The 12,526-nt window shown below is 74.9% G+C and carries 12 protein-coding genes and 1 pseudogene; 8 read left to right on the top strand and 5 right to left on the bottom strand.

From position 1 onward, the window contains the following. Positions 1–157 precede the first annotated feature (157 nt). A complete protein-coding gene (locus tag ABD350_RS36485; RefSeq protein ID WP_344353500.1) occupies positions 158–2,236 on the top strand; it encodes a SpoIIE family protein phosphatase in 2,079 nt (692 codons plus the stop codon). Between the two features lie 19 nt (positions 2,237–2,255). Here ABD350_RS36485 and ABD350_RS36480 read toward each other — a convergent pair whose 3' ends face one another. Next, positions 2,256–3,068 carry a putative protein N(5)-glutamine methyltransferase gene (locus ABD350_RS36480; RefSeq protein ID WP_344353498.1) on the bottom strand — a complete coding sequence of 271 codons (813 nt, stop codon included), beginning with the start codon at positions 3,066–3,068 and terminating at the stop codon, positions 2,256–2,258. Between the two features lie 207 nt (positions 3,069–3,275). Then, positions 3,276–4,388, bottom strand: coding sequence for an ABC-2 transporter permease (locus ABD350_RS36475; RefSeq protein ID WP_344353496.1), 1,113 nt, complete (start codon positions 4,386–4,388; stop codon positions 3,276–3,278). An 85-nt stretch (positions 4,389–4,473) separates the two neighbouring features. On the opposite strand from ABD350_RS36475, the gene ABD350_RS36470 reads away from it, so the two are divergent. Then, a complete protein-coding gene (locus ABD350_RS36470; protein WP_382466668.1) occupies positions 4,474–4,914 on the top strand; it encodes a MarR family winged helix-turn-helix transcriptional regulator in 441 nt (146 codons plus the stop codon). A 113-nt stretch (positions 4,915–5,027) separates the two neighbouring features. Here ABD350_RS36470 and ABD350_RS36465 read toward each other — a convergent pair whose 3' ends face one another. Continuing rightward, the gene (locus tag ABD350_RS36465; protein WP_344353493.1) at positions 5,028–5,792 is read right to left on the bottom strand and encodes a GNAT family N-acetyltransferase; all 765 of its coding nucleotides are present in this window, start codon (positions 5,790–5,792) and stop codon (positions 5,028–5,030) included. A 228-nt stretch (positions 5,793–6,020) separates the two neighbouring features. Here ABD350_RS36465 and ABD350_RS36460 point away from each other — a divergent pair, with 228 nt between their 5' ends. The 6 genes and pseudogenes from ABD350_RS36460 (at position 6,021) to ABD350_RS36435 (ending at position 10,806) form a co-directional block, all read left to right on the top strand. Further along, complete coding sequence (locus ABD350_RS36460) at positions 6,021–6,626, top strand: sulfite oxidase-like oxidoreductase (protein ID WP_344353490.1); 606 nt, start codon at positions 6,021–6,023, stop codon at positions 6,624–6,626. After that, positions 6,619–7,374 (top strand): ferredoxin reductase, encoded by a 756-nt coding sequence (locus ABD350_RS36455; RefSeq protein ID WP_344353488.1) that lies wholly within the window; start codon positions 6,619–6,621, stop codon positions 7,372–7,374. The genes ABD350_RS36460 and ABD350_RS36455 overlap by 8 nt, the downstream gene beginning before the upstream one ends. A 493-nt stretch (positions 7,375–7,867) precedes the next feature. After that, on the top strand, positions 7,868–8,452 hold the full coding sequence (locus tag ABD350_RS36450; protein ID WP_344353486.1) for an Rv1733c family protein: 585 nt from the start codon (positions 7,868–7,870) through the stop codon (positions 8,450–8,452). A 207-nt stretch (positions 8,453–8,659) separates the two neighbouring features. After that, on the top strand, positions 8,660–9,628 hold the full coding sequence (locus ABD350_RS36445) for an acetylxylan esterase (protein WP_344353484.1): 969 nt from the start codon (positions 8,660–8,662) through the stop codon (positions 9,626–9,628). Positions 9,629–9,740: 112 nt separating this feature from the next. Continuing rightward, positions 9,741–9,907 (top strand): annotated as a pseudogene (locus ABD350_RS36440) (EstA family serine hydrolase); the annotation flags it as partial. 155 nt (positions 9,908–10,062) lie between these two features. Beyond that, positions 10,063–10,806 carry a GntR family transcriptional regulator gene (locus ABD350_RS36435; protein ID WP_344353482.1) on the top strand — a complete coding sequence of 248 codons (744 nt, stop codon included), beginning with the start codon at positions 10,063–10,065 and terminating at the stop codon, positions 10,804–10,806. Here ABD350_RS36435 and ABD350_RS36430 read toward each other — a convergent pair. Further along, positions 10,784–11,548, bottom strand: a complete 765-nt coding sequence (locus ABD350_RS36430; RefSeq protein WP_344353481.1) for a class I SAM-dependent methyltransferase — start codon at positions 11,546–11,548, stop codon at positions 10,784–10,786. The two genes, ABD350_RS36435 and ABD350_RS36430, sit on opposite strands and share 23 nt — an antisense overlap. Positions 11,549–11,601: 53 nt before the next feature. After that, positions 11,602–12,066, bottom strand: a complete 465-nt coding sequence (locus tag ABD350_RS36425; protein WP_344353479.1) for a hypothetical protein — start codon at positions 12,064–12,066, stop codon at positions 11,602–11,604. Between the last annotated feature and the right edge of the window lie 460 nt (positions 12,067–12,526).

The raw sequence follows: 12,526 nt of genomic DNA, 5'->3' as shown, positions 1-12,526 counted from the left end.
CCGGCGCGACGGCTCCGGCGGACGTCCGCCGCCGTGTTGAGGGATGGTGGAGGGAGAACGGCGACGGCGGCGGAGAGTCGGGTGTGAGCGCGGTAGAACGAGGGCAGTCGGCACGAGGCACGGCGTGCCGTGCGGACGGGCGAAGGCGGTGCGTGGCATGAGTGCGGCCGAGGCTCCGGTGACGGAGAGCGGCGAACCCGCGCGCGGGCCGGTCCCCCCGGGCGGCCTGCTGGACGTCCTGGGCGTGGCGTCGGTGGTGCTGGACACGGACGGCCGGATCGTGCTGTGGAGCCCGCAGGCGGAGGAACTGTTCGGGTACACCGCCGAGGAGGCCCTCGGCCAGTACGCCGCCCGGCTGATGGTGCACGAGGAGCACAGCCGGCTGGTGGGCAGGCTGTTCGCCGACGTGATGCGCACCGGGCAGAGCTGGGCGGGCGGCTTCCCCGTCCGGCACAAGGACGGCAGCACCCGTCTGGTGGAGTTCCGCAACATGCGGCTGCTGGACGACCGCGGGGACGTGTACGCGCTCGGGCTGGCCGCCGACCAGTCGACCGTACGGCGGCTGGAGCAGGACGTGGCGCTGTCCGAGCGGATGGTGAAGCAGTCCCCGATCGGCTACGGCGTGCTGGACACCGAGCTGCGGTTCGTGTCCGTCAACCCGGCCCTGGAGCGGATCAACGGGGTGCCGGCCGCCGAGCACGTGGGCCGGACGCTGCCGGAGGTGGTGCCGCTGCTGAACGTCGGCGACCTGGAGGCCGCGGCCCGGCGGGTGCTGGAGACGGGCGTGCCGCTGATCGACGACACGCTGGTCGGCCGCACCCCGGCCGACCCGGACGAGGACCACACCTGGTCGCACTCGCTGTACCGGCTGGAGGACACCCTGGGCCATGTGCTCGGGGTGGCCGTCTCGCTGGTCGACATCACCGAGCAGCACCGGGCCTCGGTCGAGGCGGAGACCGCGCGGCGCCGGCTCGCGGTCATCGCCGACGCCTCGGCCCGGATCGGCACCACGCTGGAGCTGGAGCGCACCGCCTGCGAACTGGCCGAGGTCGCGGTGCCGGAGCTGGCGGACGTGGCGGCGGTGGACCTGCTGGACGCGGTGGTCGAGGGCCGGCCCAGCGCGCTGGGTCCCTCGGAGTCCGCGGTGATCCGGGCGCTGGCCGTGCGCCCGGCGGAGGGCAGCGACGCGGTCCGGGCCGCCGACCCGCCCGGCCAGATCGCCCGGTACGGACCGGACCGGCTGGTCACCGAGTGCGTGCGCACCGGCGAGGCGGTGCTGGTGCCGCAGGTGAAGGACGCGGACCTGCCGTTGATCGCACGCTCCGCCGAGGCGGCCGTGCTGCTCGGCCGGGCGGGCCTGCACTCCTACCTCGCGGTGCCGCTGATCGCGCGCGGGGAGGTGCTGGGCGCGCTGGACCTCAAACGCACCCGCAACCCGGCCCCCTTCGACGAGGACGACGTGCTGCTGGCGCGGGAGCTGGCGGCCCGCGCGGCCGTGCAGATCGACAACGCGCGCTGGTACCAGAACGCCCGCAACACCGCGCTCACCCTCCAGCGCAGCCTGCTGCCCAGCCATCCGCCGGTCACCACCGGCCTTGAGGTGGCCTCCCGCTACCAGCCGGCCGGGGCCACCAGCGAGGTGGGCGGCGACTGGTTCGACGTCATCCCGCTGGAGGGCGGCAAGACCGCGCTCGTCGTGGGCGATGTGATGGGCAGCGGGGTCAGCGCCGCCGCCACGATGGGCCGGCTGCGCACCGCGACCACCACCCTGGCCGCGCTCGACCTCGACCCGGCCCGGCTGCTGGAGCACCTGGACAAGACGACCTCGGCCCTGGACCACTCCATCGCGACCTGCGTGTACGCCGTCCACGATCCGCACGTGCGCCGGTGCCGGATCGCCAACGCCGGCCATCTGCCGCCGGCCCGGGTACGGCCCGGCCGCCCGCCGGAGCTGCTCGACCTGCCCACCGGGGTGCCGCTCGGGGTGGGCGGGGTCGGCTTCTCCACCGTCACGGTCGATTTCGAGCCCGGTGACGAGCTGGTGTTCTACACCGACGGGCTGGTGGAGACCCGCTCCCACTCGCTGGACGAGCGGCTGGCCCTGCTGCTGTCCCTGCTGGACGATCCCGCCCGCCCGCTGGAGGAGACCTGCGACCACCTCCTGCGCACGCTGCGCCACCCGGACAACCACGACGACGTGGCGTTGCTCATCGCCCGGGCGCAGCAGCTGCCGTAGAGGGGCGGGCGGACGCCGGTCAGCGCGCCGCCCCCTCCCCTTCCGGTGCGGGGCGTACGCCGATCACCACGTGCGCGTACAGGTCCTCGTCGACCGCCAGACGGGTCGTCAGGCCCGCGTCGGCGAGGGCCCGTACGGCGGCGGGTGCCTGGCGTTCGCTGGTCTCGGTGAGCAGACGGCCGCCGGGGGCGAGCCACTCGGACGCCCCGGCGGCGACCCGGCGCAGCACGTCGAGCCCGTCGGCGCCGCCGTCCAGCGCGATCAGCGGTTCGTGGTCGCGGGCCTCCGCCGGGAGCAGGGGCACCTCGGCGGTGGGGACGTAGGGCACGTTCGCCGTCAGCAGGGCCACCCGGCCGCGCAGGCCGGGCGGCAGGGCGTCGTAGAGATCCCCCTGGTGGGCGCGGCCGCCGAAGGGGGCGAGATTGCGGCGGGCGCAGCGTACGGCGGCCGGGTCGATGTCGGCGGCGTGCACCTCGGCGCCGGGCAGGGCGTGGGCGAGGGCCGCGCCGAGCGCGCCGGAGCCGCAGCACAGGTCCACGACGACGCCGGCGTCCGGCGCGGTGGCCAGCGCCTGGCCGGCCAGGAACTCGGTACGGCGGCGGGGGACGAACACCCCGGGTTCCACGGCGATGCGCAGTCCGTGGAATCGGGCCCAGCCGAGGACCTGTTCGAGGGGAAGTCCGGCGGCGCGCCGGTCCACCATGCCGGCCGCCTCCTCGGGGGTGCGGGCGGTGGCGAGGATCAACCCGGCCTCGTCCTCGGCGAAGACGCACCCGGCGGCGCGCAGCACGGAGACGATGGCGGAGGGGGTCATGGGGGCGGGTACGGGCATGGAAGCGGAAGGCCTTTCGGGAGCGCTTAACTTCAGGGCGCTCCCGCGGTCACCGCTGCCGGCGTACCGCGCCGTCACGAGGAGAGAGCACCCCAGCCGACACAGCGGTAATGGGTCTCACCTCCTCGTCCCAGGGGCCGCGGGTCTCCGCGGCCGGACGGCCACCCTACCCCACGGCCCTACGGGCCTGCCGCCCCGGGGAGTTCGTCAGACGGCGACCGATTCCTCGGCTTCCTCCTCGGCCTCCCGTTCGACTTCCCGCGCGGCGTCGTCCCTGGCGTGACGCGGGCCCGTCCGACCGGTCTCGGACCCGGCGGGCGCGGCACCGGTCCCGGTCCCGGGGTCGGCGGCTTCCCGGCGGGTGCGGCCGGCGCCCTCGTACAGGGCGGCGCCCGCGGTCACCAGGACACCGGCCAGCAGCCAGAGCACCAGGGTCCACACCGTGCGGCCGAGGCCGTCGTCGCCGAAGTACAGCAGGCTGCGGACGCCCTCCACGAAGCCCGCGCCGTTCCAGAAGGCGTGCAGGGTGCCGAAGAAGCCGTTCTGCAGCTCGGGCCGGAACAAACCGCCGGAACTGGTGAAGTTCAGCATCACGAACAGCACCATCATGGTCAGCGTGGTCCACCGCTTCAGGAACGTGTGCAGGCCGACGCCGATGAACAGGATGCCCGCCGAGTACAGCCAGGCCATGCCCCACACACCCGCGAGGTCGTGGTGGGCGAGGTGGAACACCGGCCCGGCGAGCAGCGCGCCGATACCGCTGACCACCGCGGAGACACCGAGGGCGAGCAGCGCGCGGATCCGCATCGCGAGGGCGGCACCGGCGGCGCCGAGCGCGGCGACCGAGGCGTAGGAGCCGATGCTGACCGCGATCATCAGGAAGAACAGGCCCTGCCCGGTGGGGTCGTCGGCGACCGGCTTGGCCACGTCGGTGACCTTCAGCGGCACGCCCTGCCCGGCGGCGACCGGGGTGAAGACCTTCTGTACGGCCATGGCGCCCATGTCGGAGGCGGCGCTCGCCACCAGCAGCTCGGGCGCCTTGGCGCTCGGCAGGTAGGCGCCGGTGACCTCGCGGGACTTGAGCAGGTCGACGGCGTCGGCGCGGGTGGCCACCGTGCGCACGTCGAGCTTCTCGCCAGCGGTGTCCTTGACGGTCTGCGCGAAGACCTTGGCCTCGGGGGTGGTGCCGACGACGGCGACCGGCAGGTGGTGCGGCTCGGGGGTGACGAACGCCCCCATGTAGGCGAGCCCCATGCCTATGCACATCAGCAGCGGGGTGATCAGGTGCGTGAGCACATGGCGCAGTGCCGGTGACCTCATCGCGCGCGTCCTCCAAAGGTTGGCTTATACAACTTTTACTTCAAGTTGTACTATACAACTAGAAACCCCGGAGGAGGTACTGCCCGTGAGCGCAGCGGAGTCGGCCGTCGAGACGATCCAGCGCGAAATGACCATCTTCGCCCGGCGGGCCCGCGCCTCGGCGGGCCGTATGCACCCGGAGCTGTCCCTGGTGTCGTACACGCTGCTCGGACACCTGGAGGAACGCGACGGCTGCCGGGCGACCGACCTGGCGGCCCACTACGCCCTGGACAAGTCCACGGTGAGCCGGCAGGTGGCGGCGCTGGAGCGGGCCGCGCTGATCGAGCGCCGACTGGACCCGGAGGACCACCGGGTCCAGGTGCTGCATCTGACGGAGGCCGGCCGGGAGATCCTGGCCCAGGTCACCCGCAGCCGCCGGGCGGCCTTCCGGGAACGGCTCGCCGAGTGGCCGGAGGAGGACCTGGTGCGGTTCGCGGCGTACCTGGAGCGGTACAACGCGGGGCCGGCCGGCGCGGACACGGAGTGAGGACGGCACGCCGGGCGGCGCCGCACGCGCGCACGGCCGCGTCCTGCGAGCGGGCGCACCGGCGGCCGTCGCCCGCGCGCACGGCCGCGTCCTTCCGGCGGGCGCGTCGGCGGCTACGGAACCGGTACCGCCGCGCGGTCGTCCGGCTGGCCCTGCGGTGCCCGCGCCTCCAGGAACACCGTGCGGCGGCGCAGCCGGAAGCCGAGGGACTCGTACAGCCGGATGGCGCCCGTGTTCCCGGCGCTGGTGTGCAGGAACGGCGTCTCCCCGCGCTCCCGGATGCCGTGCGCCACCGCCCTGATCAGCCGGGTGGCCAGGCCCTGGCCGCGGACGGCGGGATCGGTGCAGACCGCGCTGATCTCGGTCCAGCCCGGCGGGTGCAGCCGCTCCCCCGCCATGGCGACCAGCGCGCCGTCGCGACGGATACCGAGGTAGGTGCCCAGTTCCACGGTGCGCGGCAGGAACGGTCCGGGCCGGGTGCGCGCCACCAGGTCCAGCATCTCGGGCACGTCCGCCGGCCCCAGCCGCACCGCCTCGGGGTCCGGCGCGGTGTCCAGTGCGTCGTCCACGAGCTGGACGCCCTCCAGCCGGAAGGTGACCTCCCACCCCGCCGGGACCCGGCCGCCGAAGCCGGGCAGCGGGACCTCGGCGCCCGGACCGGCCAGCGCGGCCAGGTCCGCCCAGTCCCGTTCGTCGGGGTCGTCCGGCAGCGCGAGCCACGGCGAGACGTCGACGGGGTAGCGCAGCACCCGGCCGCGCCGCTCGGCGAAGCGGGCGTGCGGGCCGGTCAGGGAGGCGAGGGCCGGGTTGTCGAGGACGTGCGGGACGCCGGCGGCGGCCCGGTCCGGGCCGGCGTCCGGGCTGCTCACGACGCTCATGCGGGCACCTCGATCACGGCCTGGGACACATCTGCCTGGGGCATCCTCGTTTCCTCGCTTCTCTCGACCGGTCGCTCGCTGTGTCACCGGCCCACCGGGGCCGGCACCGATCGTGCAAGGAGCGGCGCGGAGGCGGTATTCCCGGGCCCCGGCAGAGTTCATACGGCCGCAACGATGCGGGCGCCGACCAGGGACGGAGCACCCGGAACGACAGCGTACGGTTGAACCATGAACGTCACGCGAGGCTTCACGGGCCGCCCGCGCGTCCACAACCCGGGGCTGCCGCCCGGGCAGTACGACGCGCGCGAGGACTGGCCCGTCCTGTCCGCCGAGGTCACCCCGGACCTCTCGTCCGCCGACTGGTCCTTCCGCGTGGACGGCCTGGTCGACCGCCCGCACACCTGGGACTGGGACGCCGCGCACGCGCTGCCGGCGTCGGCGTACGAGGGCGACATCCACTGTGTGACCGGCTGGTCGAAGTTCGGCGTGCGGTTCGGCGGCGTCTCACTGGACGCCTTCTTCGATGTGGCCCGGCCACATGGGTCCGCCGCACATGCCCTCGCCTACTCCCACACCGGCTACACCACCAACCTGCCGCTCGCCGACCTCACCGGCGGGCGGGCCTGGATCGTCTGGGAGTACGACGGCGCTCCGCTGCCGCCCGAGCACGGCGGCCCGGCGCGGCTCGTGGTACCGCACCTGTACTTCTGGAAGAGCGCCAAGTGGATCGCGGGCATCACGCTCCTCGACCACGACGAGCCGGGCTTCTGGGAGCGCAACGGCTACCACGCGCGCGGCAACCCGTGGGAGGAGCAGCGGTACTCCGGTGACTGAGACGACGACTCCCGTGACACGGTTCGCGGTCCCCGGGCGGATCGCGGTGAGCGGACAGACGGCGGCGCGGTGGCGGACCGCCACGCTGACGGAGATCCGCCGCGAGACGCCGCGCGCGGCCACGTTCCGCCTGGCGGTGCCGGGCTGGGCAGGGCATCTGCCGGGCCAGCACCTGATGCTGCGGCTGACCGCCCCGGACGGCTACGCGGCCCAGCGCCACTACTCGATCGCGTCGGCGCCGGACGCGTCCGGGCACATCGAGCTGACCTTGGACCGGGTGCCGGACGGCGAGGTCTCCGGCTGGTTCCACAGCGTGGCCCGGCCCGGGGACACGGTGGAGGTGCGCGGCCCGCTCAGCGGCTTCTTCGCCTGGCCGGGCGACCGGCCCGCGCTGCTGCTCGGGGCCGGTTCCGGGGTCGTACCGCTGATGTCGATGGTGCGGCACCACCGGGCGCGCGGCCTCGCCGTCCCGCTGCGGATGCTGGTGTCGGCACGCAGCCCCGAGGAGCTGATCTACGCGGCCGAGCTGGGCGCGGAGACGACCCCCGTGTTCACCCGCAGCGCTCCTCCCGGGGTGCCGGTGGGACGTATGGCGGCCGCACATGTGGCGCCGCTCCTGGCCGAGCAGCCCATTGGTGGATGGGAAGCCTATGTGTGCGGCTCCAACGCCTTCGCCGAGCACGCTTCCCGGCTGCTGGTCGCGGCGGGCCAGCCGGTGGAACGCATTCGCATCGAGCGCTTCGGCTGACGGCGGGTACCGGAGACCGAGCCCGGCCTCCCGCCCGCGGGACCGGCTGGGAGCACGTACCCTCCGGCTGCGGGCCGGCTCGTTCACTCGGGGCGCACGCCCCGGCCGGGCATCGGCACCCTGCGCCGAGCGCGCGCATCCCGGGGGACCCGGTACCCTCCGCCGACGGACGCGCCCGCCCGGGACGCGGGGTCCCGGTGGTGCCGACACCTACGCCGAGAAGCGCGTCCGAGGGGAACGCGCCTGCCCTGCACACCGCGCGCGGTCGCTCCGGCGCCCCGGTCGCGCGGCGGCGCCCGGCACGCGATCGTGGGGGCGCGCGGTGTCCGCCGTGCGCCATTCGGGCCGGAACTCGCGGTTCGCGGCATGCGCGAGGTGCGCCGAACGGGGTACGAGACGGGTGTCGACGTTCGTGCGCGTGAGTGGCGCGGGCGGCGGTCCGGGAACCCGGCTCCGCCGGCTCGGTAGCTCCTGCGGTGGCGAGGAGGTGGACATGCGTACCCGGGTGCGTGGCTGGCGCTGGCGGCGCAATCCGCTGCGACGCCGGTCGGACGTCGTGGAGGCGTGGACGGTCCTGCTGTTCACCGTCCTGCTGTGTGTGGCCGCGCCCCTGGTCGGGGTGTTCGCCGGCCTGCACGCCCATGACAAGGCCCGGGCGCTCGCCGCGGTCCAGCGGACCCAGCGTCACGAGGTGCGCGCCGTCGTGGTGGGCGACCCGGCCGAGCGGCCGGCCGCGGACCAGGGCGAACGCCGGCAGCCCTACCGCGCCCAGATCCGCTGGACCGAACCGGGCGAGGGCGTACGGACGACGTGGGCCCAGGTACCGGCCGGGGCCCGCCCCGGGGAGCCGGTCTCGGTGTGGTTCGACTCCCGGGGCCGCAGTGTGGCGCCGCCGCCGGGCGAAGCGGCGGTGTGGCAGCACGCGGTGACCGTCGGGCTGTGCGCGGCGGGCGGCACGGCGACGGCGGTGTTCCTCGGCCGCGCGATCGAGCGCCGGATCGCCCTGCGTCACCGGCTCGCCGAGTGGGAGCGGGAATGGGAGCGGACCGGGCCGCGGTGGACCCAGCCACGGATGTGACCGGCGGGTGACCCGGGCCCCCGGGCGCCCGCCGCAACCGCGCGCGGCCACCGGGAAGCAAGCGTTTGCTCAACCCCGGGCCTGGCACATCGATCCGTCGCGCGAAGGGGTGGGAAAGGGCACCGGCAGCACCGGTCCCCTGGCCGGAGATCCGATCACCCACGTACCGTGAGACCGCTTACCCTTCCTTCACAAAGGCGGTTGCTGATGGCCCTGTTCGATCTGCCCCTGGACGAACTCCGCGCGTACCGCAGCGAGTCCACCGAACCGGAGGACTTCGACGCCTTCTGGGACAAGACCCTCCAGGAGGCCCGCGAGTACGGCCTGGACGCACGCTTCGAGCCGGTGGACACCGGCCTGACCACGGTCGAGGTCTACGACGTGACGTTCGCCGGGTTCGGCGGCCACCCCGTCAAGGGCTGGCTGCGGTTGCCCGCCGGGGCCACCGGACCGCTGCCCCTGGTGGTGGAGCTCCTCGGGTACGGCGGCGGGCGCGGCCTGCCGCACGAGAGCCTGCTCTGGGCGTCGACGGGCCGGGCGCACTTCCTGATGGACACCCGCGGGCAGGGCAGCGCCTGGGGCGGCGGGGGTGACACCGCGGACCCGGTGGGCGCGGCGCCGGCCTACCCCGGCTTTATGACGCGGGGCATCGACGCACCCGAGAACTACTACTACCGCCGGGTGATCACCGACGCCGTACGCGCGGTGGAGGCCGCCCGTTCGCACCCGCTGACCGACGCGGCCCGGACCGTGGTGCTCGGTGCCAGCCAGGGCGGCGGCCTGGCGATCGCGGTCGGCGGCCTGGTCCCCGATCTGGTCGCGGTCGCCCCGGACGTACCGTTCCTGTGCGACTTCCCGCGCGCGGTCACGCTGACGGAACGTCACCCGTACCGGGAGATCGGCCTGTTCCTCAAGACGCACCGCGGGCGCGCCGCCGAGGTGCTGCGCACGCTGTCCTACTTCGACGGGGTGCACTTCGCGGCCCGTGGCCGGGCGCCCGCCCTGTTCTCGGCGGCCCTGGAGGACCAGACGTGCCCGCCGTCGACGGTGTTCGCGGCGTTCAACGCCTGGGGTCACGAGGACAGGACCATCGAGGTGTACGACTTCAACGACCACGAGGGCGGCGGCCCGTTCCACGAGGCGGCGAAGGTGCGCTGGCTGCGCTCGTACGCCTGAGCCCGGCCGGCGGGCGGGACGGCAGGGGCCCCTTCCGCACGGGCCGGCCGGGGGCCGCTCGACCCGCCCCGGGGCCCCCGGAGGCCGCCGGGTGGCCCCCGGGGACCAACAGGGCCCGAACCCGCGGGCTTTCGGCCATGACGGCTCCGGTGGCTCCCGGGGGCAGCACGGCCCGAGGCCGGGGTGCCGCCGGGCCGCGTCATGAACCGCACGGGGCACCGCCGCGCCGATGATCCACGGAAGTCGGCGCTGGTCGACACCCTCTCCCGCCCCCTGTGAGCGCACGTCACGGCGCCCGGTGACCGTCGTGGCGGGCGGGGTGGATTTCGGTCGAAACCACCGGCCGCCCTTCCCTCGTGGTTTAGACCAATGCTAATTGTGGTCGCGCAATGAACCCGTACGACTACGTCTTGTCACCGACAGGAGGGCGCGGCATGGCCCGCACCACCCCGCACGATCCCCCGCCCGACGACGGCCGGCCCCTGTACGGACGCATAGCGGCGCTGCTGCTCGGCGAGCTGCGCGACGGCACGATTCCGCCGGGTGAACGGCTGCCGGGCGAACGGCACCTGGCCACACACTTCGGGGTCAGCCGGGAGACCGTCCGCCAGGCGCTGGAGGTGCTGCGCCGCAGCGGTGTGGTCGCCACCGACCGGCGGGGCAGCCACGCCATGCTGCCCGGCCGACCGGTGGAGTCGCCGGACTCGCTCGCCTTCCCGGTGGGCGCCCGGCCGGCGGACCCCTGTGCGGTCGACCGGGCCACGGTGACCTGGGAGGTGCCGACGCCCGAGCACGCGCGGGAACTGGGCCTGGCCCCGCACCGGCCGACGCTGGTGCACCGCTACCGGTCGGTCTCACCGGACGGCCGGTCGCTGCGGACGGCGGTGACATCGTTCTCCGCGGTGGCCCTGGCCGAGGTGGCGGAGCTGGCGCGCTACCGGGAGCGGGCCGACGGCGTGACGCCCGTGCAGCTGGGGCGGGCCTACGACTGGATGCGCAAGGCCGGGCTGAGCCTGCACCACCGCGATTCCATCACCCAGGTCTCGCAGGCCGCCTCGGTCCGGGTGACCCGGCGTGTGCACGACCAGTACGCGCGCCCGCTGGAGATCACGGATCTGGTGGTGCACGCCGAACAGGACGCGCTGGTCTACGAGTTCACCCTGCCCGCCGCGGTGTGACCGCCGGGTCCGGCGCGCCGGCGCGCCGGGCCACCACCAGCCGGCCGCGCGGGCTGCCATCGGCTCGCCGGCCGAACCCCGGCAGCACGCGCGGTTCGACCGTGAACCCGGCCCGCTCCAACTCCCCGAGGAAGGAGCCGAGTCGGAGCGAGCGGTAGTACATGACGAACGGCGGTCGCCACAGCGCGTTGCGCACCCGCATCACCGCGTCGAATCCGGCCAGCAGCCAGAATCCGGGGTCCGTGGGGCGGGGCGGCGCGAACACCGGGAAGGCGAACCGGCCGCCGGGCCGCAGCGCCGCGCGCACCCCGGCGAAGAGCCGCGGCAGTTCCGCCGGGAGGAAGTGGCCGAACGCCCCGAAGGAGACGACGAGATCGAAGGCGTCGGCGAACGGCAGGGCCCGGGCGTCGCCGCGTACCCAGGCGACCCGGGGCACTTCGGTGGGCCGCACCCGCTGCCGGGCGACATCGAGCATGCCGGCGCTGAAGTCGACCCCGGTGACGCTGCGGCGGCACAGCCGGGCGAGCGGCCGCATCCCGGCGCCGGTGCCGCAGCACAGGTCGAGTCCGTCCGTGAACGGCCCGAGCGGCGCGAGCGCCTCGGCCACGGCGTCCAGCACAGGACCGGGGGTCCGGAAGGGCGTGTGGTCGAACTTCGGCGCGAGCAGGTCGTAGCCGTGTTCCACGGACGACAGTGCCTGTACGGCGAGTTCGCGGAGTGTGGGGCCTTCGGGACCGAACATGCCGGCAGCCTACGACGCCGCCCGGACCGCCGTCGCACGGCCCGGGCCCGGTGTCAGCCGTAGGTCTCGTGGCAGAGGCGGACGATCTCGGGCGCGGCCACGCCGTCCGCCTGCCGGCACAGGTCGCGCATCACGGCGGCGGGCGGGCGGGAGGCCGTACGGCGGTGGGGGGCCGGGTGCCGCGCGGGCGCACGGCGCTCGGCGCGCGGGAGGGGGGCCGGTACGGCGGGGGTGACCCGGCCAGGCGCGGCGGGCGCCGGTCCGCCGCCGGACGCGGGCCCTCGGGTACGGGCGGCCGGGCCGGGCCGGTCCGGGCGCCCGTCGCCGGTGCGTACGAGCGCCTCCTCGGTGGCCGGCTCGCTCACCGGGACCTGGAGGACCGACGGTCGCCCCGGGGCATCCGGTGGGAGGGCGCGCCGGGAGCCGGCGGCTCCGGGGTGGGGGGCGGGGTTGACGGTGGTGCAGCCGGCGACGCTCACCAGAACGGCGACCACCAGCGGAAGGAGTCGGCGAGGCACCCGCCCACTGTGCCGCACCGGCCGGGGCGACGCCCCGCTCCACACCGGATCGCCACCCCCACGAGCGACCGGCCGGGGTGACGGCCCACCGTCACGACGACCGGACGCCCACGCCAGTCCCGTGCAACTCCCGTCCGGCCTCCTGCCGTTGCGTGGTACGGTCGGCGGATCCGGCGGGCGTCCGGCTCCGCGGGAATGCCACGATCCGGTGGTTTGTTGACCGCATCACGGACACCGCGCCCCATCCAGTGGTAGCGTGCTATTGGCACTCGTGCACGCCCAAGGTGGGCGCCGGTGCCGGTCTCCCCTTCTCAGCTGATCGGTTCGCCGCTGTCCCGGATCCCCCGGTCCCCGGCGCGTCAGTTTCCCGGTACCGCCTCGTGACGGGCCTTCCCCGCCGTACCCGAGGCGCCGTCTCCGCCGCCCGGAGGCAGTCGCAGACGCCTCCCGCTCGCGGCCT

Source organism: Streptomyces nogalater (assembly GCF_039532885.1).
Taxonomy (GTDB): domain Bacteria; phylum Actinomycetota; class Actinomycetes; order Streptomycetales; family Streptomycetaceae; genus Streptomyces; species Streptomyces nogalater.
The sequence above is the reverse complement of the archived record's forward strand: the minus strand, read 5'-3'. Positions and strand labels throughout refer to the sequence as shown.